Origin of the sequence: Bacteroides sp. DH3716P (assembly GCF_025914115.1) — a bacterium.
GTDB classification, from domain to species: Bacteria; Bacteroidota; Bacteroidia; order Bacteroidales; family Bacteroidaceae; genus Bacteroides; species Bacteroides ovatus.
On sequence record NZ_CP083673.1, the window covers coordinates 3,067,122 to 3,092,611 of the forward strand.

Genomic DNA, 25,490 nt, shown 5'->3' on the forward strand with positions numbered 1-25,490 from the left:
GGTTTGAAAGAGGACATCATCCCTATGGGAGATGCCCTCTTTTTTATGAGATGAGTGTCTCGTGTTATAACTGTTACTGTGATTTATTGATAAACTTTAGAACCGGAAACTCAATCCTCCTAAGAAATTGAATCCTTCCGTAGGATAACCTAAATAATATTGATATTTCTTGTTCAGCAGGTTATGTACTTGAGCATAAACGGATACTCCTTTGAATACATTATAGCTGGCTCCGATATGCAAATCATTAATTGCGGTCATTTTTGCATATTCTTTCACTTCTTTCCGGCTGATGTAATCATAACCTAGATTTATGTTAAGAGCAGAGATCGGATGAATACGTACATTGAAAGACATTTCACTGACTGGTTTCACAGCCAACAGATATTCCTCTGTTTTGCTGTCCCAATTACGGTAAGTATATTTAGCTGATATTCCGAGGATATCTTTGTAATCGTAACTGATTTCACCGCCAAGGTAGAGATTTTCTGTATTATCTTGAGCAAAAGAAAGGTAAGAACCTGAATGAATATTACTTGGGTCAAAACCTAAATAAGATAAGTCGTTCTTTAGATTCTGATAACCACCGAACACGTTGAACCAAAGTCCCGGATAAGGGCTTGCTTTGAATCCGATACTACCGTTGATTTGCTCGTAAGTATCATAAGGACGTTGTACGTATCCCAAAGTGGCAGTGGTATTTGCCTCCGGCAGTTCACCGTAAGGACAGATACTTTCTAATCTGCGGAAATCATTCAATTGCTTACCGCCGGTTGCTTTTGCATAAACAATGTAGCTATCAGAAAAAATATACTGTGCAGTGATATCGGGTGAGATACGGAAAGACTTGTCAAATCCGAAAGATAAATCTACATTGGCTCCGATATGCAGTTTCCAGTCATCATTATCCAGTTCGTAATATGGATTTAAAAGAAGCGTTGTGTAGTTTTTGAAGTATTCATCTCCGGTGGAAACATTCTTTGTATATCCGTTGTAGAGAAGATTGTTCATTTCCAAAGCGATAGTTATTAATTGTTGGTCGCCGATAGCTCCCGTGACATCGCCTTTGGTGCGTATGATTGTTTCCTTGATACCTGTATTGGCTTCAGATTCATTGAACATGTTATGTTGACGTTCATACATCAACAGATTTGTTTCTGCGTTGAAACGCAGTGGGGCAGTCTCATCAGTGAAATGAATGCCCGCATGGAAGTCACCGGATGTGAATTTCTGCTTGCTGTTTACGCTTTCCGGTTGGAAGTTGAAGTTGCTCAATCCGAAGTTTCCGGCAATATTTAAGTCCAGTTTATTAAATTGGTGTGTGTAATCTACATTTGCGCGTGTGCGATAATAAAATGCATTCCATTTTTCGGAGTCTGTGAAAGGAAGCGTTAGTTTACCATCCATTCCATCCATTTGGAAACGTACATTCAATTTGTCTTTCTGCGACAGACGGAATAGATAATTGGCAAGAATATCCAAATTGCCATAATTACCATATCCGGCACGTACATATCCCGGGGTAGTGCCGGGTTGAACTTCTTTTCCGGTATAGGGGCGCATCAGGCCTGCCGGAACGGAAGTGGCCGGAAAGAATGTTGTAGCATATTCTACTTCTTTCTTGCTCACTGTCGGTTCTTCTACTTTAGGCAGGACGTTCACTTTCGAAGCATCCATAATGTCCGGGTTATATTCTTGTTCCACAACGACCGTGCGGGTCATTGTTGTATCCTTCGGTTGGGTGGTTTGGGCTTGAAGGCAGGATGGCATTGAGATTGCCAATGCGAGTCCTCTTATTATATAATGAGATCGTTTCATACTTTTCTATTTTTTTATTCTCAATTCTCAACTTTCAATTTACTAAGTCTGCTTTCAATCATGCTTTCAATATCGTCATTCCCTTGATAATTTTGTTGCAGACTTAGCAGATATTGGCGTGCGTCCAGATCTTTACCCGTAGCATGATAGACGTCGGATAGAAGGATAAAACTGCGCGCTAGCCAATAAGCATGTGGCGTACTCTGTTCTATATAGTTGAGCAACTCTTTCTCTGCAGCGGCATATTCTTTTGCGTCGTAGAGGGATTGTGCAACCTGATATTTAGCTTCGGCACCGTAAGAGTTACGTGTGTCTTTGGCCAGTTCACGATAGTCTTCCATTGCTTTCTTGTCAGCCTTTTGCTTGGTGTAGGCTTTAGCACGGTAATAAAGAGCTTCATTTCTTAGCTCCGGACTAAGTTTGGCTTCTGCAAGCAGGTCGGTAGCTGCATGGATGGTTTCTATATCATCTCGTAATAGGAAGGCGCAACGCAGAATACCCGTTTCAGCAAGTTGGCGGCGCTCTACGTTGGTTGCTTTTTCTTTCAGCATTTTGTAGCTAGCCAATGCTTCAGCCATATTTTGCTGGTTGAATTGCACTTCAGCACGCAAGATTAGTGCTTCTTCTGCAAACGGATTGTTTGGATATTCCAACAACTTACCGGAATGTAGAAGAATCATATCATAATTCTTCTGCTCGTTTCCGATCAGGCAGAGATAATAATGTGCGTTCAGGCTGAAGGCTCCTTCCGGGAAAGTTTGCAGGTATTTGTTGAGGCTTGTTTTGGCTTCTTCCATTCTGCCTCGTGCATAAATCTTTTCTGCGGCGGCATACGTAAGCGAGTCTTGTTCGTTAGCATCGAAACGGATGTGTCCTGGCATGGCATTTGCTAAAGCAGCAAATTCGTCGATGCGGTTGAGATCCACATAAATAGATTTCAAATCACGCATGGCAAGGCGTGCTTCTTCACTGCCCGGATATTTTTCGATAACCTGTTTGTAGGCTTCGATTGCTTGGTTGTAATCTCCTTTTTGGTAATATAATAATCCGATTTCGGCGGCAGCTTTCCTGCTGACCGGACTTTCAGGATATTTAGTCAGCAATTCTTTGAAAGAAGTAATGGCTTGGTTGTTGTTATCCATGAGAACATAGGAACGCCCTTTCTCGTAAATAGCGTTTACGGCATAAGGAGAAGCAGGGTACTTTCCTACCAGACGGTTCAGCAAGGTAATCTTACCGGTATAGTCTTTCTGCAGACCGGATACAAGAGCCAGCTGATAGAAAGAATAGTCTCCGGAAGAAGTATTCATCTGTTCGGCTTGCGAATAATACTGTTTGGCTTCTTCAAAGTTACGTACATGCAGGTGGCAGTCACCAATACGATTGTATGCATCGGCAAGTGCGGTTGCATTTTCGCCTTTCTCCAGTTGAATGTATTTTTGGAAGTAATTGCTTGCTTGCGTATAGTCTTTCCGGTGGAAAGCGATATACCCTAAGTTATAATTGGCAAGCGCATACATTTCGTTATTGGGTTGGGTGGTGAGTTGCAGATAAGCATTAAAATCACGTGCGGCTTCTACCATTCGGTTTAGACGGTAATAGGATTCTCCGCACCAATAGTAAGCGTCTGCCTTGGTCTGACGATTGTATTGTCCGATGGCAATGGATTGGTTCAGATATTTCAGAGCTTGTTCGAAGTCGGCGTTAGCGAAAGATTGAGTTCCTAATTGGAACAGTATCTTCTGTTTGGCTTCCAATATTTGCGCGCTTGGTTTGGCAATCCGGTCGATTGATTTCAAAGCTGCATCGTAGCTACGTGTATTCATGTAAACTTCTACCAGGTAGCTGCTGACTTTTTCAGCGTATGGAGAAGTCGGAAATTCATTCAGGAATTTCTCGAAGGCAGTAACTGATTCACCGAAAGCGGAGAAAGAAGTCTCGTGCAGGCAAAGAGCGTAATTGTAAGCTGCCTGTTCCTTGATTTGCATATTAGCATTGGAGGCGGCTGCCTGTTCAAAAGCCATGCGTGCTTTGTTTTTTTCTGCCAGTTGCAGATAAGAGAGTCCCATGTGGAGATATGCATTTTGGGTAAGGGCATCGTTGTCAGTTGTCACCTTACCTAATGTTTCGGCTGCTTTGGAGTATACTTTTGTTTGGTAGTAGGAGAGTCCTAGCATGTAAAGGGCATCCCGGCGGGGAGCCGAGCGATCCTTATTCAAGTAATTGTTGAATGCTTCTACGGCTTGGTGATATTGTCTGAAATGGTAATAGGCATCTCCCAGAATACGGTACATTTCTGCAGCGTGCTCGTTGTTCGGGTAGGCTGACAGGTAGTTTTGTGCTACAATTTGTGCCTTATCATAGTTTTTGAGCTGCGTATAAATTTCGGCTATGTAATAAGGGACGAGTGCTTTGTACTTCGAGTCGTCCTGTAAGGGAAGGAAACCTTTCAATGCTTCACTATAGCGTTTTTGTGTATAGCGGATATAGGAAAGATAGTAATCACAATCTTTGGCGTATTTGGGACTGTTGGCGCGCAAAGTTTCAAACCAGATGGCTGCTTCTCTTAGATTATCGGTTTTCAAATAACAGGTAGCCAGTTGGTAGGTGCAGTCGTCCCGCTCTTCATTACCTAGTAAATCAAGGTCGGCAGAGTTGAAGAGTGCCAGTGCTTCATCATATTTTCCTTCGTAGAAATAGCAGGAGGCTAACAGCGCATAAATGCGGTTAGCGTATGGAGTATCAGGATAACGGTCGAGATATTTGCGGAGGAGTTCGATGCGGTTTTTGTCTTTCAGTTCGTAAGCCGAACTGACTAGCATATACTCTGCGTCCTGAAGAAGGCTGGCTGCAGGCTTTTGTTTTACAAATGCTTTCAATGCCGGCAGAGCAGCTGCATAATTCTTTTCCTGGAAAAGTTCTTTTCCTTCTTTATAAAGATTGTCAGTCGAAGTGAACTTATCACTTGTCTGGGCAAATCCTATAATGGGCGTGCAGCAGATGGCTGCACAAATGAGTCTAGTAATTTCTTTTTTCATAATCGGGTGTTTATGCAAAAGTACTATATATCTTTCAATGACGTATTTTAATAGCTATTAATTTAAAGCTCATTAAAATATAAGACAGAATGAAAGGGGAAATGTTTCTGTAATTTGTTATATTTTAACGAATTATCTGCCGGATAAAAACTTTTTAAGTCCTCGGCGAATAGAATCTAGTCCAAAATCTTCCGGATTAATTTCGGAGAGAGGCAGGAAGAAAGAATCTGCTACATCATCCATTGCCGAAAAATGGCTCATGTCTTCTACGGTGCACAGAAAAAACATATCGAGTGTGTGTACAGGAAAACCTGAATAGACATAAATATTGGGAAGTGTAAACTGGTAAACTGCTTTTTTTACCTTCAACCCTGTTTCTTCCAGCACTTCACGGGCTACGCCTTCTTCACCTGTTTCATTCATATCGATGAATCCGCCGGGTAGGTCGAGAGTTCCTTTGGCTGGCTCTTTGGCACGTCGGCAGACAAGCAATTCGTTTTTCTCATTTAAGATGAGTGCTACGGTGGCGGCGGAAGGGTTAAAGTAATAGACGAAGCCGCAATCTGTACATTTTTTGGACTTTTCGTTATTTACTTCGAAATGCGGAGAACCACATTCGGGGCAATATAGGAATTGAGCTAGAGGATGTTTCATAATCGTATATACTTCCAGTTTTTTTGTTTATGCACGCAAAGGTATAAAATGCTTTTATTAATTTCATCTATCACAGCATAGAAATATTCGATTGGACTTTTTTTGAAAAGGCGGGGTTTCTGCCTTTATCTTTGCATCAGAAACAAAAAACAAAAGATTGTTTCTGATGTTATAAGTCAAACCAATTAATAACAATAAAAGCAATAAAGATTATGGAACCAATTTTAAATTCTCAACTTCCTGAATTCAGCGTTCAGGCTTTTCACAACGGAGCTTTCAAGACTGTAACCAACAATGACCTGAAAGGTAAATGGGCGATTCTTTTCTTCTATCCTGCCGACTTTACTTTCGTATGTCCTACTGAATTGGTGGATATGGCTGAAAAGTACGATCAGTTCAAGGCGATGGGTGTAGAAATCTATTCGGTAAGTACTGACTCTCATTTCGTGCACAAAGCTTGGCATGATGCTTCTGAAAGTATTCGCAAGATTCAATACCCGATGTTGGCAGACCCGACTGGCGCTTTGAGCCGTGCACTGGGTGTATATATCGAAGAAGAAGGTATGGCTTATCGCGGTACATTTGTTGTCAATCCGGAAGGAAAGATTAAAGTGGTGGAACTGAATGATAACAATATTGGCCGTGATGCAAGTGAATTGCTTCGTAAGGTGGAAGCTGCACAGTTTGTAGCCAGCCATGACGGAGAAGTTTGCCCGGCTAAATGGAAGAAGGGTGAGTCTACCTTGAAGCCAAGCATCGACCTGGTAGGTAAGATTTGATAGATCTTGATAATGGTGATTATGGGAGGCCGGTAACGGGAGACGCTGCCGGCCTTTCTTTTAAAAAAATGAAAGGAAAAAAGGTATGTTAGAATCTGCATTAAAAGAACAACTAAAGGGTATTTTTGCTGGGCTGGAGGCAAATTTTACTTTTGATATATTCGTATCATCCAGCCACGAAAACAAAACAGAATTATTGGAGCTGCTGGGAGATGTAGCGGATTGTTCCGATCATATCACTTGCTCGGTGAATGAGGGAGAAGCATTGAAGTTTACTTTATTAAGGAATGGTGATCGTACCGGAATCACATTCCGGGGTATTCCTAACGGACATGAGTTCACGTCATTGCTTTTGGCTATCCTGAATCTGGACGGCAAAGGAAAGAACTTTCCCGATGAGGCCGTTTGCAACCGTGTGAAAGCACTGAAAGGCCCGATACATCTGACCACTTATGTTTCGTTGACTTGTACGAACTGTCCTGACGTAGTGCAGGCTCTGAATGCAATGACTACTTTGAATCCGGCTATTACGCATGAAATGGTAGACGGTGCGCTTTATCAGGACGAAGTAGATGCACTGAAAATACAAGGAGTGCCCTCTGTCTTTGCAGATGGAAAATTACTTCATGTAGGCCGTGGTGAATTTGGCGAATTGCTTGCCAAGTTGGAAGAACAATATGGTATTGACGAAACCAAAGCGAATGCAGAGGTGAAAGAATATGATGTGATTGTAGCCGGTGGAGGACCTGCAGGAGTATCAGCAGCTATTTATTCTGCCCGTAAAGGACTCCGTGTAGCTATCGTGGCCGAGCGTGTTGGCGGACAGGTAAAAGAAACGGTGGGTATTGAAAATCTAATTTCTGTTCCGGAAACGACAGGAAATGAACTTGCCGATAATCTGAAAACTCACTTGTTGCGTTATCCGGTGGATTTACTGGAGCATCGTAAAGTAGAAAAAGTAGAAGTGGTTGGAAAACAGAAGCAGATCACTACCTCTGTTGGTGAGAAATTCCTGGCTCCGGCACTGATTATTGCAACCGGTGCAAGCTGGCGTAAACTGAATGTTCCGGGAGAAGCCGAATATATAGGTCGTGGTGTCGCTTTCTGTCCTCATTGTGATGGCCCGTTTTATAAAGGAAAGCATGTAGCGGTAGTAGGTGGTGGAAATTCAGGCATTGAGGCAGCCATTGACTTGGCAGGTATCTGCTCCAAAGTGACTGTTTTTGAATTTATGGATGAGTTGAAAGCGGACAGTGTACTTCAAGAGCGACTTAAATCATTGCCGAATGTGGAAGTGTTTGTAAGTTCACAGACTACGGAAGTGATAGGAAATGGTGATAAGCTGACTGGTCTACGCATCAAAGACCGCAAAACGGAAGAAGAACGTTTGGTGGAATTGGATGGTGTATTTGTACAGATCGGGCTTTCTGCGAATAGCAGTGTATTCCGCGACATAGTGGAAACCAACCGTCCGGGCGAAATCATGATTGATGCACATTGCCGTACGAATGCGACGGGTATCTATGCAGCCGGAGATGTTTCTACGGTTCCTTATAAGCAAATTATTATCTCTATGGGCGAAGGGGCGAAAGCTGCGCTTTCTGCATTTGACGATAGAGTGAGAGGGATTATCTGATTGATATATTCAGATATAAAAAGCACACAAACAAGACATTAGCGGGGCTGCAAAGGTATGAATCCATATCTTTGTAGCTTTTTATTTTTTTCTTAGCTTTGAGACATTTAACATTAACCCCAAAAACGAAGAACAAGAAAAAGAGAGGTTTTACTGGATATGACAGTCTAAACAGTCTAAACAGTCTAAAGTTTTGACAACCTTAAATGATGGAGGTGTGTCTAAAAGTCTGACACACCTCCATGAAATAATTATTTCATAAAGTGTTATTCGGAGAAATATGTATAATAGAATTTCTCAATATCTCCGTCATAGTTCTTGCTTTCCTCTTTGATACAACTATTTTCATCATATTCGAATGTGTAAGTAGATGCAACGGCTGAATGCTGCCAGCCGCTACTCGTATGACAATTGGCCGAAGCTTTTCCAAAGAGACCTGTTTCAACCAGCCAACGACTTGGACCACTGCCTTCCGCATAGATACAATGTGCTCCGCCTACATTAGGCACGGCAGAATAGGTCTGAACCTTGAATTGTTCTACTCCATCAGAGAATCTGGTCCATTGCGTAATATTACCATTTTCTATGGTGATGTTAGATGCGATATTGCCATTTTTTACAGCTTTTGTCATGTAGCCATTCTCGTCGTAAGTATATTCATATGTATTCGAACCATCTACAAAAGTAGCGACATACCCCTGGCTATTTAATGTCATAGTATATGCGTTCTTACCTGTCACCGTGACGCTGTTTCCGTCGTAAGCAAAGAGCCATTCTCTATCCAACTCTTCTCCATTTAGTCTGTAGACACGTTTAACCGTACCATTGTCATTATATTCGTAATACCATTTATCCCAATCATCTGCAAAAGTAGCTATCCGATAAACAGTTACTTCAGAGGTCGTTGTAAAAGTGATTTCTGCATACTCTGAATCTTCAAAGTAGATCGATCCGGTTTTTTGAGCTTTTACTTTGAATGTGTAACTTTTTTCCGGCTCTAAACCTGTCAGTTGAATCGTATTTTGGTCAGTACTTTGTTCATTACCGTTATTCAAACTATAAATATAAGCTGTTGCGTTTCCTATGGCTTTCCATGTAATAACAGCAGAACTCTCTTTTACATCAGGAACAGTAACTTCCGGTTTATCCAGAACGTTGGTATTGGGATGATTGTCGTCATCGCTGCAAGCGGTCATACTTAGTACTACTGCCAGCATGGTTAATAAGTAAAAATACTTTTTCATGTTGTTCTATTTAAGGTTAATAATTAGTTTCCGGCAACTACTATCATTCCCAAACCAACCAGGAAGAAGATAAACATCAAGGCTAGTAATTGATTAACAGATTTCGTTGAGCCTTTAAATTCTTTCCAGATAAATACTCCCCAAATAGCGGCAATAAGTGGTGCGCCCTGTCCTAGTGCATAAGATACCGCCGGACCAGCTTCGCCTGATGCGATATAGCTGAATGCAGAACCAAGTCCCCATATCGCTCCGCCAAGCATTCCGCATATATGAGTTTTCGTGTTTCCTTTAAAGTATTCGGAGTAGCTGACTTTTTCTCCAACAAAAGGATATTTCATCACTAATGTGTTGAAAACAAAATTGCTTAGCAATACGCCTATTGAGAAAACAAAGATTGCAGAATAAGGAGTCATCATTCCTATAGCGGGTGAATTGAAGTTTTCTACATCCATACCTTTCACTACGAACCTGTAGAATAAGGACATTAGTACGCCGGCTATTAATGCAATGATAATTCCCTTTTTGTTGTTTTTCCTGCTTTCTTCACCCTTTTGCATTTTTCCGGAGGCCACTCCATTACAAATAATGGCAATAACAATGAGAGCTACACCGCCGAATAAAAGCAAAGGATTGCCGGTTGGAATTCCCAAATAATTGACGATTACCCCTAATACCAGTGCAATGCCGACTCCTAAAGGAAAAGCTACAGACATACCAGCTAAGGAGATGGACGCTGAAAGAAGAATGTTTGAAGCATTAAATATTACGCCCCCCAAGATAACCCAGCCGATACTGTCTCCAGATGCTTGTCCCAGATCTTCCAGAAATGAACGTCCGGTATCTCCATGACTACCCATTGTGAAGCCTAGTAAGATGGTGAACAATACCATTCCAATCACATAATCCCAATAAAAAAGTTCATAACGCCAATTTTTGGAAACTAGTTTCTGGGTATTACTCCAAGAACCCCAACAAATCATGGTTACGATGCAGAATATAACTGCCAATAAATAACTGTTTACTGTGAACATACTATTAGTATTTAATTGTTAAACATGAATTCTGTTATTTAAATATATAATCCAGTCCTCCCAATAGCTGAAAGCGTTGGTTTCTTTACATTTTCTTGACCGGAACTCATGTTCCAGGTCTGATTCCTTCAAAAGGATATGAATATTACTGCTAAAACCATATTCTTTTGACTCGGGTAGTACTTCTATCCAGCACCTGGGATATCTTTTATGAGAGTTGACCGCTTTTATAAAATTCAGAGCGTCACTTTCATCACCGATGGTGTTTACACAGACTATGCCGGTAAACAAATTTTCCCTTTGAATGGCTTCTATGCCTTCTTTGATGTTATCTTTCAAAGTGATTAAAGCCCTCATGCGTTGGGAACTTCTGATTTCGGAGAGTTGCTTTTCTATATAAGAGATTGTTGCTGAGAGGTCTGCGTTGGTTTTAACGAAGCAAAGAAGAGCAGGCCATGTTCTATTATCGTCTACCATTTCATGAAATTGATTGACGAGAGTCTGTTGTTGTTGCTCGTTGATTTCTCCCTGTACGTAGATAATAGGATATTCTCTTGTGCTTCCTTGAGCCTGTTCCGGATAATAAACCGTTGCATTGCCCATTTTGATAAATGGTGTCTCATTCAGAAGAAGGCTTCTCTCATTATTTCCTGTCTGGTTCTCATTGAAATATTTGTTTATGAATCTGAACGCTTTTGGTAGTGCTCCATTCCAACAGGTAAAATCATGTCCTCCTGCACGTACTTCCCATTCATGAGGTATCTGTCTTTCCAGTAATAATCGGTGCAGTTCTTCATTACTTTCGCATAAAGTACCTTCTTTATCTCCAATATCCAGCATGATTCCAAATCCTTTTAAATCGGAAGTACGGAGGGTAGAAAGAATGTGGTAGGGTGAATGTTGCTTATAATAACTGGTTAGACGCTGGTTGCCATTCTTTCCTGCTCCTCCGAAAATCCGTCCCCATTGACTGTCCCATTCTTTTTGTGGTTCTTCTTCTATATATTGTTTTTCTGTACGGATAGATGGTGATAACGCAACAACAGAACCAAATAAGTTACGGTTGCGTAGGCTGACGGACAATGCTCCGAATCCTCCCATAGAGAAACCAATGATTGAACGTGCGCTAACATTCTTGCGGGTGCGGTAGTTGTTATCAATATATGGAACCAGTTCTTTAATAAAGAAAGTCTCATAAAGAAAACTGCCATCATAGGTGTCACTGTAATAAGACAAATAGCCGTCAGGAATAACCATAATGAAAGGTTCAACCTCTCCTTTTTTTATCATTTTGTCCATTACACGGGCAACATTGCCATATTCGAGCCAACTGGTATAATCACCTCCTATTCCATGAAACATATACAAAACAGGATATTCTATATCTGAATGTTCATAACCTTCCGGTAGGATAATAGAATAGGAGACTTCTTGCTTTAAAGAGGGACTATAAATATTCATCCCTTCTTTTTCTATGGGAAGTGCCCAAGCTCCATCTATACCTGATAGAGATAGGATTATATATAACAGTATCTTCCTCATATCATTTCTTTATTAACTGTTCACCAATGTAATAACTCATTGAATAAATACCTGTTTGGGCGGACTGTTCACTATCCAGTCCGTTTCTGACACGATATTGTACTGGAACCTCTGCATCCCGCAATCCATTGAATAGAGTAAGCATACTATTGTAATTACTACCTCCGTCTGTTATATCCAAATAATAAATTTTGGCCAGGTTCTCGTCAGAAAGGTTGTTAATACCCGCATCTTCTGCAAAGAAAAAATTGATGGCAGGGGTATTACCTGATGATTGCTTGTATAAGTAATCAGCTTCTGAACCATAGGCTAATCCTAATCTGAAGTCTGCATTACTTTCAGTATGAATCGTTTTCTCTATTGCATCGGTAATAGTTGAAAAACTTATTTCATTTTGAATAACCTCCTTTACATCAAAACCGGCGATTATCATACGTTTGATTTGCATAAGAGAATCTAATGCCACTGCCACCTTCTCTGTTGTAAGATTAACATTACCTTCTCCTTTGCTGTAATAAAGAACTTTGTAAGTTAGTTCGGAATTGTAGTCATCCGGTAACCATAGTTCGATATTGGAATTACCTACTTTTATGTTTTTATTAGTAGCATGTAATTCCTCTGTGAATTTTTTCAGAGTTTCCTGCGGATAGTTTTCTCCTTTGAATGAACGTTCGATAAAAGGCAGTGCCTCTTTCATGGATTCACGCCAATAACTGTCAGTGTGGGCACCGTTCCGTACACGATATTCGTGCTTGATATTTTTGTCCCGTAATAGAGAATGTAATTCACCGTTTCCTGCATATAGTCTTTCTTCATCATCACCGCAGTCTATGTAATACCGTACTGTTTGAAATGTGGAACTTGGTTTATCCTTGAAAAAGTGTAGCGGACATTGGCTTTTATAATAGCTTGTCAGCCTGCCTGTTCCTGTCTGGCCGCTTCCTCCGAAGTTGTTTCCCCATTGAAGATTCCAACCGTCTTGTGACAAAGAGATGTATTGTTCATCTGTATTTAGAGAGGGACTTAATCCTATTGAAACCGAGAATGTTTCAGGATGTTGCGATGCTATACTTAATGCCCCGAAACCTCCCATAGAGAATCCGGCAACAGCTCTTTCCGTCTTACTGGCTGTTGTTCGGAACCGCTTATCAATCAGGGGTACGAGTTCATTAATGAACATATCCATATAGTTGAACTTTCCGTCATAGCGGTTGCAAAAATAAGAGTTGAAACCTTCCGGCATGATGTAGATCAATGGGCGAATACTACCATTGCTGGTTTGCGCATCAGCTATGCTTTGAATATTCAGACCTGAAGGTCCCCATGAACTTTGGTTCCCTCCCCAGCCATGTAGAAGGAAAACTACTCCATATTTACCCGTACTTTCCGATAGATATTCTTGAGGCAGTAATACGGAATATTTGATTTCTTGTCCTAATATTTTGCTGTAAAAACTTTGATCGGGATTATAGCGTTTGGTAAACAGTTCCGGTGTATCGGTCTGTTCGCCTTCGGACGGACTGTTATCATCAGACGAACATGATAACAATCCGTAGGAAAATAATAATAAGGCTAATAATAGGAGTAGTTTTCTATTCATGGCTTCTCTCTTTTATTTATAAGGATTGATTGGCTCTGCCGGTGTGGATGAATAAACCACCATGTCTTTACATTGAACGGCATATTTTTCATTCGGATTAATCCATTTAATAACCAGTTTGTGAGGTCCTTCCTCTAAATCATAATTATAGAAAATGTCATACTTTCTTTTTATGTAGTCATAAGGCATTTCTATGGTTTCTACTTTCTTGCCGTCAATGTAGGCCTCCAGAATGGCGATGTAATTGTCATTACTATCTTTAACATCTTGTCTGATCATCCCCATTAAAACAACTCCCTTGCCATTGAACTCAAATGTTTTTTCTGTACCGAGATCATATTTGATAACTCTTCTTTCAGAAGGATATAAGCCTTCAAAAGAAACTTCCCATGCTACGGTTTTTGGCTTTTGAATCGTGGTATAGTATTTATCTCCTTTTATTTTTCCTCCGTTTGCTTTTAATACATCACTCAATAGTTTGAGATTAATGTCGTATACAGAACTTAAAGAGATATCTGTGTAGGGGAACTTAATATTTTCACATCTTTCGAGTGCCGGTTTCCAGTATTCGGGGATAGCCTTGTAGCCTTGTATGACTCCAAGAATTCCTGCGGCAGTTGCCGGGTTACAGTCGGAGTCTTGTCCGCAACGAGTGGCTATATCCATTGTTTTGAAAAAGTCGCCGTTGCCATATAAAAGTCCCATAACACAGTAAGCCGCGTTGATAGTGGCGTCAATGTTAAATGCATTGAATACCCCTTCCGGGCAGCCAATCTCAAAAGCATGACGGTTTTCTATTTCCAACCAGCATTTACGCCAGTCATCGGGATATTGTTTCCAATATTTAATCACGTCTGTGATGCAACGGTGAAATTTACTTTGTTCGGGTATTGTTTTAAGAGCTTCCGTGACAATTGTATAAATGTCATTATTTACATAAGCCAATGCATACATTGCTCCCATGTATACACCTCCATACCATCCGTCGCCGTAGTTCATGATATGCCCTATCTTGTCCGAAAAATCGGATGCGGTATTTACCATCCCCGGACATATCATTCCAATGAAGTCTGCTTCAATCTGGAAATCAATATCGTCAGCGTGCGGATTATTTTTCCAATGCCCGGATGCCGGCGGCATAATACCATGCAATATGTTATATCTGGCTGCCTGGTTGGCATGCCATAATTTGTAATCAGCGTTTGCAAAGGCTTTGGCAAATGATTCAGCAGGGGCATTTATCCCTTCTTCTTGCATTACTTCCAGAAAGGTAAGATCCATATATACATCATCATACAATCCCGGATCCTCAGCAAAGATGTCTTTACAATAGTCATCATACCAGATTATGGGAATTTTTTCATGAATGATCGCTCCTCTGTATTTAAATTCTGTAGGACCTCCATAGGTGCACCCTATGGTTTGTCCGGCCCATCCTCCTTTAATTTTGTCGAGCAGTACATCTTTACTTATTTCAACTGTTTTCCCATATTCTATTTGTGCCGTTCCCGATATGGAAAAGATAAATAGTAGAATGATGTTAATCAGGATTTTTTTCATCTTAACTTATTTATTAAAGTAAAATCTATCATGTTCTTTTTTCTCTGAATAATACATTATGTCGTTGATGCGAATAATGTAGTCTTTTTTGCGGTTTAACCATTTCATTTTAACGTGGTGTCTTCCTTCCTTCATGAGGTATTTCCAAGCCGGTTCTACTTTGCGGTCTGTATTTCTCATGGGTAAAGTTGCTACATGGTCCAACTCTCCGTCAATCCATATTTCCACTTTAGCAACGTATGGATCATTGGGCTCTGCCAATCCGAAGACCTCGGAACCGATGTGGCGTGTAGATACACGATTGATGTAATCGGGAGTAATACTTCTTGTGCAGCAAATATTGCCCCAGATAACAAACCCATTACCATTGAAATCAAATTCGAACGTATCTGTCAGGAAGCAGTCTTTGCGTTCTCTGTAAAGTGGATAGGTGTTTTCAAAATTTTGTTCTAAAGGAAGTACATCCGCCTTTTTGATTGGAATTTCTATCTCCCCACCAGATACTTTTCCACCTGTTTTGACTATGAGTTGTTTAGCTTGATCGAAACTCATTTGGTATGCTTTTGCCAACGACATATTCGTTCCTTCAAATGTAAAGTCTTCTACTTCTTTCAAAGGGTTTAACCAGAATGAAGGGATTTTATCATACCCATACATGACGCCGAGTACACCGCCGACTGTAGACGGATTACAGTCAGAATCTTGTCCGCAGCGTGTTGCAATATCGACAGAGTTGGTGAAGTCTCCTTTACCGTAAAGCATAGCTAATGCTACGAAAGCGGAATTGAGCTTGGCGTCAATATTAAAGTTTAGAAATACGCCTTTGGGACATCCTACATCGCAGTTCCATTTTTCTTGCAGGAAGTACCAGCAATCTTTCCAGTTGTCCGGGTGCAAAGAATGGAAATTGATTACATCCTGAATACATTGATGGAATGTACTCTCTTCAGGTATAACGGAGATTGCGGTTTTTAGAATCGCTTCAGGACTCTTTTCATAGAAAGCGGAGCTATAAAGAGCTGCTACGAAAGCACCACCATAAAAACCATCACCGCTATTCATAATGTGGCCTACTCTGGAGGCGATATCCAATGCTTCCGGCAGCATTGCCGGAGCCATCAGACCAATGAAGTCTGCTTCGATCTGGAAATCCAGATCGTCTGCATGTGGGTTATTCAACCAATGACCGGAAGCCGGTGGCATGATACCTTGGCGGATATTATATCTACCTGCTTGGTTAGCATGAGCCAAATGATAATCAGCGAATGCAAATCTTTTGGCAAGTTCTTCTTGTGAACAATCCAGGCCAAGTTCGTCAAATGCCTCAACAAACGTGCAATCGTTATAAATATCATCGAATAATCCGGGTTTCTTTTCCCACCAATATTTTACGTAACCTTCCGCCCAGGGGATCGGCTGGTAATCTTGAATATAAGTTCCCGTGAACTTAAACTCTGTAGGTGCTCCGAAAACGACACCAATGGTTTGTCCTGCCCATCCTCCTTTAATCTTATCTAAAAGTTCTTTATCAGATAACTTTAAAGTTTTTACAGGCTGGGCCTGTACGTTGAGAGCAAAAAGCCCTATGATACATATCGTAATTATTTTCCTCATTTTTCTCTTCCTTTATTTCTCGTAAACTCCTAGTTCGGTAATAGATATGAATGATGATACATTCTTTGTGTATTTATGCCAGTGTTCCTGCACTTTTGCATCCATTAGTACGCGTATTCCCTTGGTTTTTACTGCCGGAAATTCCAAAACATATTGTGCAAACGGAGGTTGGAAAAATACAATATCGGTTTCGGGAAGTGCCGGAGTTGATTTGAATTTACCTACGTCATACCAATGTCCGTCATTTCCAAGATATTGAATGTTTAGAGAAGTAAACCATCCTCCGAATTCCTCCAGACAGCCCATATCTAAAACAAGCATATTGATGTTATGCTCTTCTTTCCAACCGTATCCGAAATAGTCTATTTTAGGCAGATTACTTTTGGCCGCTAATGAATAAAATACAGATCCTACGCCATCTTTGACTCCGTCATTAATTACTTCTACATTTGTTGCGTACATCGGTTTTCCAAAGGTAATCCAGCAAGAATCGAGCACCTCTTCGTTCAGTTTACGGATATTTGCGTAAATAGTATCAGCCTTGGAGGCTATATTCTTGGTTTTAACTAATAACTCAAAGTCTTTAGTGATTGAGTTCTTGTTATTTGCGCTTAATTGTAGGGTAATCGGATATTTTCCGGCTTCTGTAGGAGTTCCTGCCAGTTTACCGTTTTGGAATGTAACTCCTGCCGGAAGTTTACCTTTTACCAGTTCCCATTTGAAATCAGCATTTGTTCTGCAGGCAAATGAGTAATCGGTAGGCTGTCCGATTTCCAAGTCCGGATTCGGGCCGATACAGAATTCCATCGGGGGAATGAATTGTGCTTTAGGGTTAACATATACCATATCACCTTTCACTTTTCCTCCTTTAGAGCAAACCAGTTCGATTGCTTTGTTGTAAGTACGTTCAATCATGTCTTCAATGGAAGCATCGGGAATATCAAACCTGGTGATATTGATATACCGGTCGTTGAAGGGTTTTTCCCATCCTTCGATAGGTTTGGTCAAACTTTCGGGAAGAGACTTTGCACCGTACATTACTCCTAGAAGTCCGGAGATGGTGGCTGCCTGATTATCGCAGTCAAATCCCATTGCACAACTTAAATCCAGCGTCCGTTGGAAATCTCCTTCGCCATACAACATAGCCAAAATCCCGCATAATCCGTTCAGATTAGCATTCCAGATTGTTTTTGTCATGGCTGGCTCATCTATGTAATATTTTTTAGCCATGATTTGACGTGCTTTTACCCAATCTTTAGGATATTTGTCATATAAAGCAATCATCTCTTTTACAGCTATCGCATATCTGTCATCAGCAGGCAGTTCTTTCAAGGCTCGTGTAATCAGTTTGCGGATATCCTTGCAGAAAAAAGCGTCAGCGTACATTGCACCATATAGGACAGTGGGAGATACCGCCCACGAATCGCTTGTGATACGGGCCGCCCAATCACTTTTTCCTGCAGCATACGAAATCATTCCCGGTGCTGTATACGCCCATATCTCGTTAATCAATTGAGGGTCGATCTGATACCAGTGCGGATTCAGATTTTCGTCACCTGTGAACGGAGGGGTGAATCCAAGATGCATTAATCCGAGTGCAGCCCTATTGGCTAGCCATACACGGTCACGGATATGATACACCCATCCTTCACGCATATTGGCATAAGTAGGTTCTACGCCATATTTCTCCATTAATAGTAAGTAGATATACTCAACATCAGTATCGTCATCAGAGAATGCACCGTTATACTTCTGCAATTTATCTATATTTTTAGTGTAACCGAATGGAAATCTGGATTCTGGGGCAGGTTCATCTACAAACTTGTTCTCAAAAGGAAGTCCATATATGTTTCCTACCATTTGCCCGATCCAAGCTCCGGCTATTTTGTCTTTTAACTCTGTCTTTGAAATCTTCTGTGCAGAGATAAATAAGATGTTAGTAATTAAAACAAGTAAAAAGATGATTGGTTTTTTCATACTTATCAGGGTTGATTTGTTGGAAGGTACACTTTTCTATGTGAACCTTCCAATTGTGGTTAATAATCTTTGTTTTGAGATAATTTTGGATTTGCATTTAAAATATCCGTAGGAATTGGAAATACATTTCTAAAAGTTTCTGAACTTTGGTCAGGGTGTGCCCAATATTTTTTCAGATATTTTCCGAAACGTATCATATCTTCATGGCGCCATCCTTCCCATGCCAGTTCTCTGCCTCGTTCTGCATAAAGTTCATCAATCGTCAATTGGCTTGTAGTATATGCATCAAGACCTGCTCTTGTACGAATCTTCTTGAAGTCTGCCAGTTGGATGGCCTCACTTGTTCTGTTTTGTCGTACCAAAGCTTCTACATACATTAATACAACATCGGCATAACGGAAGATGGCAAAGTCGTTGTCCATACTAACTGTATATTCTTTTAAAGAACCATCAGTCTGGTAATGCCATTTCCAGCAGCGTGCACCATCGTATGTGCCACGTCCTCCGTTGCTATTGTAATATTTTTCTTCGGAGAAGACAGGAGTATATTCGAAACCAAGATCCTTTCCGCTTAGGTCTACTTGAGGACCGTATAACCAGCTCTGACTTCTGCGAAGATCTTGTTCTGCGTATGTTTGGAAAAAGTCTGGTTGGCAGAGAAAACCCGACCATGGGGCTGCCGGAATATTAAATGTTGCTTGTGATGCAGCTTCCAATGTCAGCGTATGCAGATAGAATGAACTACTGCTACCACTAGTATATACTCTATCATAAAGGATTACAAAGATGTTCTCCTTAGAATCTTCGTTTTTAATGTCAAAGTTAGTAGAATAGGAGTCTTCAATGCTGTAAGCACCTATATCCATAATGTCTTTACAGGCTTTCTCTGCTTTGTCATACATTGGAGTACCGAACCATGCTTCTGCATTCAGATACATTTTCGCAAGAATACAATAAGCGGCAGCTTGTGTGACCCGTCCATAATTAGTATCTGAAGGCTCCCTGTCTAGGAACTCGATATTGTCATTAATTTCTTTTTCCAGATAATTGAAAATATATTCACGACTTTTTTGTTCCGGGTATCCGGTTTCCGTGTAGTCAGTTGTGAAAGGTACGTTTCCCCAACAAGAAATGGCTTGGTAATAGTAGAAAGCACGCAGTATTTTCATTTCGGCTATAATCTTCTCTTTTCCTTCAAACTGGATAGGTGATAGTTCCGTTTCGTAAATAATTTCATTACATGCAGCAATACCATTAAATATCCAGTTCCAGCCCCTTGTTAATAATTTATTTGCAGGTGGAATTTTATTCGTCTGGATTTCTTCATAACGTCCATTACTGTACCAGGAACCACCACAAGCGGGAACAGCACATTCATCAGAAGCTTGTAAAAGTAGCGTCCATAAACTTTGTTCGGAATTGTATCCTTGTAATTTCGTATATGCCCTACCTGCATTGGCTACCAGTTCCTTCTCATTTTTAAAGAAGTCATTCATAGCTACTCCTGTATAAACAGTTTCGCTAAGATCGGTACATCCGTATAATAATATACAGATAACGAAACTTAATATTATATTTGTCTTTTTCATGGTAATCTTATTTTTTAGAATACTATATTAACTCCAAAAGTAAATTCTGTTGTACGCGGATAATAGCTCAAACTTTCCATACCGGGTTCCAGTCCGGAAAGGGCAACTTCTGGGTCGACACCAGAATAACCGGTGATACAGAATATATTCTGTGCAGTAAGAGACAATCTTAGTCTTTTTATCATTTTAGATGTGAAATCCCAAGTATATCCAAAGGTAACATTATCTAGTTTTAAATAAGAAGCATCCTCTATATATTTGGAGGAATATTTATAGGTCGTACTTGTGAAATTCGTTTGAGATAACCAGTTTGATGAGATATTTCTAAGTCCGATGCTGCTTAGATTTTCATATTCCATCGCATAGTTGTTCAGAATTTCTCCGCCGATAGATGCACGCAGTGAGAAACTCAAGTCGAATTTCTTATATCTGAAGGTATTACTCCAGCTAAGAGTGGCATCCGGATAAGCACAGCCAATTTTTTCCCATTGTTCTTCCGGTACGGAACCGTCTGCATTTTGTCCTAGCAATACATCTTTTCCATCTGTATCAGTTCCTAACCATATAGGACCATAGAAAGTACCCAATGACTGTCCTTCTATCAGACGTTGAGTGTAGCAGGCAGCACTTGTAGACCATCCCACTTTGTATGTTCCGTTAGTGAATTCATCATTGGTGAATTTCACCAATTTGTTTTTATTGTGCGAAACGGTAAGTGAGGTATTCCATGTAAAGTCCCTAGTGTTAAAAGGTGTACCGGATATCGTCAGCTCAACTCCTTCATTAGTTACTTTTCCAACATTCGTAAACAAGGTATTATATACATAAGGAGGTGTTGGCACGATGTAGTCATATAGCAAGTTTGATGTAGTCCGTTTGTAATAATCAAAAGTGAACGAGAGGCGGTTGTCAAACATTGTCATATCGACACCAACGTTGAACTCTGCTTTTTTCTCCCATTTTAGATCCGGATTTGCATTACTTGCAGGTTGATAAGTATTGATCCATTGGCCATTGTAATAGAATTTACCGGCTGTAGTCATCATCATCAAAGATTTGTAGTTTGAGAAATCCTGGTTACCGGTAACTCCGTATCCGGCTCTCAATTTTAAATCATCGATCCATTTGACATTCGAGAGGAATTTCTCTTTATTTATACGCCAACCTACGCTGACAGCCGGGAACCATCCCCACTTATTATTGTCACCGAAACGGCTGGAGCCATCACGACGTAGTGAAGCAGACAAAAGATATTTATCATCGTAGTTGTACATAAAACGTCCGAAGAATCCGATATATGTATTATCTTCTTTATTGGACGACATGCTGGCTTTGCCTTCAGTTAGATTCGTTCCTGTTCCGATGTTATGAGTCTGGTTGTCATCGAAGTCGAAACCGGAATTTGTCATGGATGCAGATGTGCTGTAAGTATACTGGTATGTATATCCGAGTAATGCCTGAATGGAATGTTTTCCGAAAATATTCGAGTAATTTAAAGTAGACTCATATTGTGTATCGTTTTCCTGATAGTTTTCAATATAGGCTTGCCCGTTTGTTCCTATTAAACTTGGATAATAATGTGTGTAGTATTCACGTGTCTCATATTGTTCCTTGTCGTATGAAACAAAGTTCTCCCATTTTAATCCTTTTATAGGCAATATGTTTAGAGTAGCACGAATATTTGCACCATAATTATCATTCTTACTTTCCATGTTCCTTTCGTTAATGATCGCTACCGGATTGTAATATTCCATTGCTTTGATACGGCTATATCCTCCGGCATCCGGATCGCTGTCGTCATAAACAGGCTCTGTTGGATTATGGGTAAATGCCTGCATAAAAGCACTTGTAGAGGAAGGGCTGTATTTGCGATGAATGATATTCAGGTTATAATCCAAATCGACCCATTTATCTAATAATGACTGGCGAATATTGGTACGTGCCATTAGCTTTTCGGAGCTATTATGCTTTTGCAAGCCATCGCTCTTTTCATAATTGAAAGAAGTGTGGTGTGAGAACTTCTCGGAACCTCCGGATATAGACAAGTTGTGCTTATGGCTGAACGGAGTTTGTGTAATTTCTTTAAACCAATCGGTATCACTGTCAAAAATATAACTTTCCAATTCTGGGCGATATTCCTTGATAACAGATTTGTATTCGCTTGCCGATAAAGGTTTTGCTCTGCGTGAAACGACTCCCACGGTGAGTTGCCCATCATAAGAAACTTCCGTTTTGCCACTTCTTGCACGTTTAGTTGTGACGATGATTACTCCATTCGTACCTCTTGTTCCATAAATAGCAGCTGCCGAACCATCTTTTAATACGTCAATTGATTCCACTTCCTGAAAATTGATATTTCTGATATCTGCACCTGCCACCCCATCAATAATAATTAATGGACCTTGGCCTGCGGAAAGCGTGTTTGTTCCGCGAAGTAATACTTCGTATTTGGCTGTCGGATCAGCACCGTTCGGGTTGATAATTTGTAATCCTGCCACTTTTCCTTGCAACATTCCCATAGCATTGGTGAATGTTCCAGGATTGAGGTCATCTTTCTTCATGCTGGTAACCGATCCTGTAAGCTCTTTCTTTGTGGTAGAGCCGTAGCCGATTACTACAACGTCATTAAGCACTTTCGAGTCTTCGCGCAGGTGTATTACAAGCTGTGTCTGATTTCCTACTTGTTGTTCAACAGTTGCATAACCTACATAAGATATAACCAATACATCAGAAGGATTCGCTTTTACATTGAAGGTTCCATCAACTCCTGTAATAGAACCATTTGTTGTACCTTTAACAAGGACACTGGCACCGATAATGGGTTCATTTGCTTCATCGAGGACTGTACCTCTTATTGCCTTCTGGGCAATAGCATCATTGCTCATCAAAGAAAATACTATTAACAACATACTTGTCAATAGACCGTGGATTGAACATTGTTTTATCATAATAACAGAATTAAGGATGATTATTGTATTTCTTTTCTCAAAGGTATAGATACTTGTGCTCCCATTCTGGTAACAGAAATAGAAGAGGCTTTACTTGCAAATATAATTGCATCTTTTAGATTTTTGCCCTCAGACAGAGCTACGCACAATCCGCCGCAGAATGTATCTCCGGCAGCGGTTGTGTCTACTGCTTCTACCTTGAAGGCTGGAATGTGGATAAACTCATTGTTTTCATAGGCGAGAGCTCCTTTGGCTCCCATCGTAATAATGACAGTTTTTATGCCTTTCGAACTAATATAACGAATCGCTTCTTTTGCCGATTCATCATCTGTAATGTGCATTCCCGAGATGATTTCAGCCTCTGTGACATTAGGAATAAGAATGTCGACATTGGCTAATAACTCGTCAGGCAGTTGTTGGGTAGGGGCAGGGGCGGGATTTAATATAACGGTAATTCCATCTTTTTTCGCCATTTTGGCTGCATAAGTGACACTCTCGATTGGAGTTTCCAACTGCATGATGACGATGGATGCCTGTTTGATGGCAGGTTCTGCATGCTGTATGTCATCAATAGATAAAGTCCCGTTGGCTCCGGAAGCAACAACAATACAGTTTTCCCCTTTTTTGTCGACATTGATAAGAGCTACTCCTGACGGTTCCTGCGGGGTAATTCCTACATAAGTAGTGTCGATCTTTTCTTTGTGAAACATTTCCAAGGTTTCATTTCCAAAAATGTCATTCCCTATTTTACATATGAAAGTGACATCTCCTCCTAGTCTTGCAGCAGCTACGGCTTGGTTAGCTCCTTTGCCGCCATGATTCATTAAGAAGTTTCCTCCCAGAATTGTTTCTCCTGGTTTTGGTAGACGGTCTGATTTGATAACCATGTCCGTATTACTACTACCTATCACTACGATTTTCTTCTTTGTGTCCATATAATGAGTATTAAGTATTAAGGCGAATTGAATCGTAAACGATGCGCAATCGTTTGTGCAAATATAGAAATTTTTTTCAAAACAAAATATTTTTCTTGCTTTTTTCTCAAATAAAATGTTATTTTCGCAAAAAACAGCCAGTAATGAAGAAAACTCTGATTGATGTATCAAAGAAAACTGGGTACTCTATCTCTACGATTTCCAGAGTGTTAAATGGGAAATCAGAGAAATATAGGATCAGCCAGTCTGCTAAGGAGGTTATTTTGCAGTCCGTTAAAGAATTGAACTATCAGCCTGATATAGTTGCGCAAAGTTTGCGCAATAACACGACATATACTATAGGCCTTCTTGTACCACACATAGATAATCCTTTTTTTGCCAATATAGCAAGTGTTGTCATCCGTGAAGCACAACGTTATAATTATACTGTCATGCTTATCGATACCCTGGAAGATCCTGTTCAGGAAAATAAAGCTATCGATTCGCTTCTATCGCGTAAAATAGACGGCATTATTTTGGTTCCAACCGGTGAAAACCCTTCTAAACTCGAGGAAATTAGTACTAGAACTCCGATTGTGCTAATTGACCGCTATTTTGAGAAGCATAATTTGCCATACGTAGCTACTGATAATTATATAGGAGCTTATCAGGCAACGAAATTATTATTAGAATCGGGGCATAGTAAGATTCTCTGTATTCAGGGGCCGGATATTTCTATAACAACTAAGGAACGTGTGCGCGGGTATCTTGATGCGCTTCGCGAAGCTGGTTATCAGGATAACGCAATGATAAGAGGAAATGAGTTCTCGATTCAGAATGGTTATATTGAGACTAAGTTGGCTCTGAACTCTACTACAAAACCTACTGCTATATTTGCGTTAAGTAGTACAATTCTTTTGGGAGCCGTCAAAGCATTAAATGAGCATAAAGTGAGAATTCCTCAAGATATGTCTATTATTTCGTTTGATGATAACTTATATCTGGACTATTTGAACCCTCCTATTACTCGTATTGCACAATCATTGGAGAATATTGGCATTATTGCTGTAAAAATGTTGATGCAGAAGATTTTGGAAGAAACTGAACTACATTCGGAGATTCTTTTGAAACCTAATATTATAAAACGGGATTCGATAAAGGTGTTAACTGATAGAAAGTAGTATTTTATATAATAGAAAAAATCGGGTTTGAACAATGTCAAGCCCGATTTTTACATATTAACACCGTTTCTTATGCTGCCGGATCCGGTGCTTCACCACTGTCTTCATTTCCACCTTCTCCGTTGCCTCCATTTCCATTGTCAGGCGTACTTGACACCATTGCCTTTTGAACCAACTATATGAATTTATAAGTATTAAGAGTTTTGGGCTCAGTTGTAATTCTTGGGGATTGGGGGGGATTTGATTCAGGGCAATCACATCCCTAAAAATTGATTCATTCCTGCACGGTTTTGAATCAATTGCCACTAATGATTTCATTAGTTACTTTTAGGTAATTACTTCCCTATTAATATGTATTTCATAGC

The 25,490-nt window shown here is 40.3% G+C and carries 16 protein-coding genes; 3 read left to right on the forward strand and 13 right to left on the reverse strand.

The annotated features are described in order from the left end of the window. Positions 1 to 96: 96 nt before the first annotated feature. The 3 genes from KQP79_RS11260 to KQP79_RS11270 form a co-directional block, all read right to left on the reverse strand. A complete protein-coding gene (locus KQP79_RS11260; RefSeq protein ID WP_004323104.1) occupies positions 97 to 1,818 on the reverse strand; it encodes a hypothetical protein in 1,722 nt (573 codons plus the stop codon). Positions 1,819 to 1,838: 20 nt separating this feature from the next. Continuing rightward, entirely contained in the window at positions 1,839 to 4,856 is a 3,018-nt protein-coding gene (locus KQP79_RS11265) for a tetratricopeptide repeat protein (RefSeq protein ID WP_061448440.1), read from the reverse strand. Between the two features lie 132 nt (positions 4,857 to 4,988). Then, positions 4,989 to 5,510 carry an NUDIX hydrolase gene (locus tag KQP79_RS11270; protein WP_061448441.1) on the reverse strand — a complete coding sequence of 174 codons (522 nt, stop codon included), beginning with the start codon at positions 5,508 to 5,510 and terminating at the stop codon, positions 4,989 to 4,991. A gap of 212 nt (positions 5,511 to 5,722) precedes the next feature. Here KQP79_RS11270 and ahpC point away from each other — a divergent pair, with 212 nt between their 5' ends. Both ahpC and ahpF read left to right on the forward strand, forming a co-directional pair. Then, positions 5,723 to 6,289, forward strand: a complete 567-nt coding sequence (ahpC, locus tag KQP79_RS11275) for an alkyl hydroperoxide reductase subunit C (protein WP_004307892.1) — start codon at positions 5,723 to 5,725, stop codon at positions 6,287 to 6,289. 85 nt (positions 6,290 to 6,374) lie between these two features. Next, on the forward strand, positions 6,375 to 7,925 hold the full coding sequence (gene ahpF, locus KQP79_RS11280; protein WP_061448442.1) for an alkyl hydroperoxide reductase subunit F: 1,551 nt from the start codon (positions 6,375 to 6,377) through the stop codon (positions 7,923 to 7,925). A gap of 266 nt (positions 7,926 to 8,191) precedes the next feature. Here the strand turns inward: ahpF and KQP79_RS11285 are convergent, their stop codons facing one another. From KQP79_RS11285 to rbsK, 10 genes are read right to left on the reverse strand one after another with little or no spacing between them, the layout of a single operon-like run. Next, the gene (locus tag KQP79_RS11285) at positions 8,192 to 9,169 is read right to left on the reverse strand and encodes a fibronectin type III domain-containing protein (RefSeq protein WP_061448443.1); all 978 of its coding nucleotides are present in this window, start codon (positions 9,167 to 9,169) and stop codon (positions 8,192 to 8,194) included. Positions 9,170 to 9,192: 23 nt separating this feature from the next. Continuing rightward, positions 9,193 to 10,200: a GRP family sugar transporter gene (locus KQP79_RS11290; protein ID WP_061448444.1), complete on the reverse strand. Its 1,008-nt coding sequence runs from the start codon at positions 10,198 to 10,200 to the stop codon at positions 9,193 to 9,195. Positions 10,201 to 10,218: 18 nt separating this feature from the next. Next, positions 10,219 to 11,742: an alpha/beta hydrolase gene (locus tag KQP79_RS11295; protein ID WP_061448445.1), complete on the reverse strand. Its 1,524-nt coding sequence runs from the start codon at positions 11,740 to 11,742 to the stop codon at positions 10,219 to 10,221. 1 nt (position 11,743) lies between these two features. Then, positions 11,744 to 13,342 carry an alpha/beta hydrolase gene (locus KQP79_RS11300; RefSeq protein WP_061448446.1) on the reverse strand — a complete coding sequence of 533 codons (1,599 nt, stop codon included), beginning with the start codon at positions 13,340 to 13,342 and terminating at the stop codon, positions 11,744 to 11,746. Between the two features lie 12 nt (positions 13,343 to 13,354). Beyond that, complete coding sequence (locus KQP79_RS11305; RefSeq protein ID WP_061448447.1) at positions 13,355 to 14,902, reverse strand: ADP-ribosylglycohydrolase family protein; 1,548 nt, start codon at positions 14,900 to 14,902, stop codon at positions 13,355 to 13,357. A 6-nt stretch (positions 14,903 to 14,908) separates the two neighbouring features. Further along, entirely contained in the window at positions 14,909 to 16,516 is a 1,608-nt protein-coding gene (locus tag KQP79_RS11310; RefSeq protein ID WP_061448448.1) for an ADP-ribosylglycohydrolase family protein, read from the reverse strand. A gap of 12 nt (positions 16,517 to 16,528) precedes the next feature. Next, entirely contained in the window at positions 16,529 to 18,493 is a 1,965-nt protein-coding gene (locus KQP79_RS11315) for an ADP-ribosylglycohydrolase family protein (protein ID WP_015531755.1), read from the reverse strand. Between the two features lie 59 nt (positions 18,494 to 18,552). Beyond that, positions 18,553 to 20,082 carry a RagB/SusD family nutrient uptake outer membrane protein gene (locus KQP79_RS11320; RefSeq protein WP_008642593.1) on the reverse strand — a complete coding sequence of 510 codons (1,530 nt, stop codon included), beginning with the start codon at positions 20,080 to 20,082 and terminating at the stop codon, positions 18,553 to 18,555. Between the two features lie 14 nt (positions 20,083 to 20,096). Further along, positions 20,097 to 23,030, reverse strand: coding sequence for a SusC/RagA family TonB-linked outer membrane protein (locus KQP79_RS11325; protein WP_008642595.1), 2,934 nt, complete (start codon positions 23,028 to 23,030; stop codon positions 20,097 to 20,099). Positions 23,031 to 23,050: 20 nt separating this feature from the next. Continuing rightward, positions 23,051 to 23,965 (reverse strand): ribokinase, encoded by a 915-nt coding sequence (gene rbsK, locus KQP79_RS11330; RefSeq protein WP_008642596.1) that lies wholly within the window; start codon positions 23,963 to 23,965, stop codon positions 23,051 to 23,053. 143 nt (positions 23,966 to 24,108) lie between these two features. Between rbsK and KQP79_RS11335 the strand changes: the two genes are divergently transcribed. Further along, a complete protein-coding gene (locus KQP79_RS11335) occupies positions 24,109 to 25,125 on the forward strand; it encodes a LacI family DNA-binding transcriptional regulator (protein WP_008642597.1) in 1,017 nt (338 codons plus the stop codon). Positions 25,126 to 25,490: the final 365 nt, after the last annotated feature.